This window comes from Microbacterium sp. Bi128, from assembly GCF_918698205.1.
The window spans coordinates 1-2,640 of sequence record NZ_CAKKMM010000694.1; the positions used below are offsets into that span (position 1 = coordinate 1).

General features: G+C 69.9%; 2 protein-coding genes. Both read left to right on the plus strand.

The window, feature by feature from the left end:
- The coding region (locus tag LQV45_RS24990) for an alpha/beta fold hydrolase (protein WP_230009314.1) at positions 1–1,801 on the plus strand (1,801 nt) is incomplete at its 5' end.
- A gap of 61 nt (positions 1,802–1,862) precedes the next feature.
- A complete protein-coding gene (locus LQV45_RS24995) occupies positions 1,863–2,396 on the plus strand; it encodes an amino-acid N-acetyltransferase (protein WP_230009315.1) in 534 nt (177 codons plus the stop codon).
- Positions 2,397–2,640 lie beyond the last annotated feature (244 nt).

Consider the following 2,640-nt stretch of genomic DNA (forward strand, 5'->3'; position numbering starts at 1 on the left):
GAACGCCCTCTGGATCCTGCCGTCCGACGGCGGCGAAGCCCGGGTGGCCTTGTCCCGGGCCGGCGGAATCGGCGGGGTCCACGCCGCCAAGGACGCCGACACCGTGGTGGTCGCGGCCTCGGTCCTGGCCGGCTCCACGGACGAGGACAATGACGAGGAACGCCGGAAAGCGCGCAAGGACAACAAGGTCGCGGCCATCCTGCACAGCGGCTACCCAGTCCGCTACTGGGACGCGGACCTGGGCCCGGCGCAGCCGCGGCTGTTCGCCGTCGAACCCGGAGACCCGTTGGAGGCCGGAAAGCCGGCCACCGTCGACGCCGCGCCGCCGCTGAATCTGCGCAACCTGACGCCCGACGCCGGAACGCGGCTCAGGGACGCCGAATCGGTGCTCAGTCCGGACGGCACGACGATCTACAGCAGCTTCGCCAAGCCCCTCGCCAACGCCGATTCACGTTCCGTGCTGGTCGCCATCGACGTCGCCACCGGCACCCGCACGGTCCTGCTGGACACGGAAGGCCTGAGCTACTTCCCGGGCCCGGTCAGCCCGGACGGCCGGAGCCTGGTGGTGGTCAGCGAAAGCGACACCACGCCGCTGGCGGCGCCGCAGGTCAAGCTGCACCTCCTCCACGTCACTGGCCCGGCGGCAGGGGGCAGCGCCCTGACGCCGCTCGCCCATGACTGGGACCGCTGGGCCCGCCCCGCCGCATGGCTGCCGGACGGATCGGCCCTGCTGGTCACCGCCGACGAGGACGGCGCATCGCCGGTATTCCGGATCGGTGTGGCCGGAGACCCGGACGGGGCGGCCCAGGTGCTACGCCTGACGGCCGACGCCGCGGCGTACACCGACGTCGTCGTCGCACCGGACGGACGCAGCGCCTACGCCCTGCGCAGCTCCTACGAATTCCCCGCCGAACCTGTGCGGATCGACCTCGCCTCCGGTGACGTCGTCCGCCTGCCCGCGCCCGCGGAACGCCCGCACTTCAAGGGCACGCTGGAGCGCGTGGAGACGACGGCGGCCGACGGCGCCCGTGTGCCCGCGTACCTGGCCCTGCCCGAGGGCGCGTCCGCCGCGGCCCCGGCCCCGCTGCTGCTCTGGATCCATGGCGGCCCGCTGGGATCCTGGAACGCCTGGACGTGGCGCTGGAACCCGTGGCTGCTGGTGGCGCGCGGCTACGCGGTGCTGCTCCCGGACCCTGCCCTTTCCACCGGCTACGGTCAGGACCACATCCAGCGGGGCTGGGGGGAATGGGGCAAGGCTCCGTTCACCGACCTGATGGCCATCACCGACGCCGTCGTGCAGCGCTCCGACATCGACCAGACGCGCACGGCCGCCATGGGCGGCTCGTTCGGCGGGTACATGGCCAACTGGGTGGCCGGGCAGACGGACCGCTTCAAGGCAATCGTCACGCACGCCAGCCTCTGGGCCCTGGACCAGTTCGGCCCCACCACCGACGCCGCGCAGTACTGGCTCAAGGAGATGACGGCAGAGATGGCGCTGGAGAACTCCCCGCACCTGCACGTGGAGAACATCCGCACTCCCATGCTGGTCATCCATGGCGACAGGGACTACCGCGTACCGATCGGCGAGGGACTCCGGCTCTGGTACGAGCTGCTCGCCAAGTCGCAGCTGGCGGCGGACGGAAACGGCGAAACGGACCACCGTTTCCTGTATTTCCCGGACGAGAACCACTGGATCCTGCAGCCGCAGCACGCCAAGGTCTGGTACGGCGTCGTGGAGCACTTCCTGGCCAGGAACCTGCTGGACAAGGACGTTCCCGTCCCCGACGAACTAGGTCTCTGACGGCCCGGGGCCCGTGCCGGCAGGGAGCCGGCCGCGCCCGGGGCACCCGTAAGATTGGGCTGTGACTGAGACCGTGACTGAGACCGCCACTGAGACGATCCGCATCCGCCCCGCCCGCACCGACGACGTTGGCGCCATCAAGACCCTCGTGGCGCCGCTGGCTGACCAGCGGATCCTCATGGCCAAGGAAACCGTGGCCTATTACGAAAGCCTGCAGGAGTTCCGGATCGCAGAATCCGAAGACGGTGAGGTGATCGGCTGCGGGGCGCTGCACGTTATGTGGGAGGACCTCGCCGAGGTCCGCACGCTCGCGGCCTCGGACGTCTGGCGCGGCAAGGGCGTGGGCCACGCGCTGGTGGAGCGCCTGCTGGAGGATGCCCGCGCGCTGGGAGTCTCCCGGGTCTTCTGCCTGACGTTCGAAGTGGAGTTCTTCAAGAAGCACGGCTTTGAAGTCATGGCTGACCAGACCGCCGTCGACCCCGTGGTGTATTCCGAGCTCCTGCGCTCGCACGACGAAGGCGTGGCCGAGTTCCTGGACCTGGCGCGGGTTAAACCGAACACGCTGGGCAACACCAGGATGATCAAGGAGCTGTAGCCCCGCCGGGTTGCGGCTGCTCCGCGGCCGGCGAGGGCGGTGCCGGCAGCCGAAGCGGCGCCCCGGTCGGCGAAGGCGGCGTCCCGGCCGGCGAAGACGGCGCCGGCGTCGGCGGCCGCCAGGAACTCGACGTCCACGCAGGGCTTCCCTTCAATAAATTTGATGGATAAACTGATGCCGGCCCAGGGGGTGGGCCGCCATACTTCCGGAGGCAAAAAATTGCACAAAGCCGTGATTTTTCCCG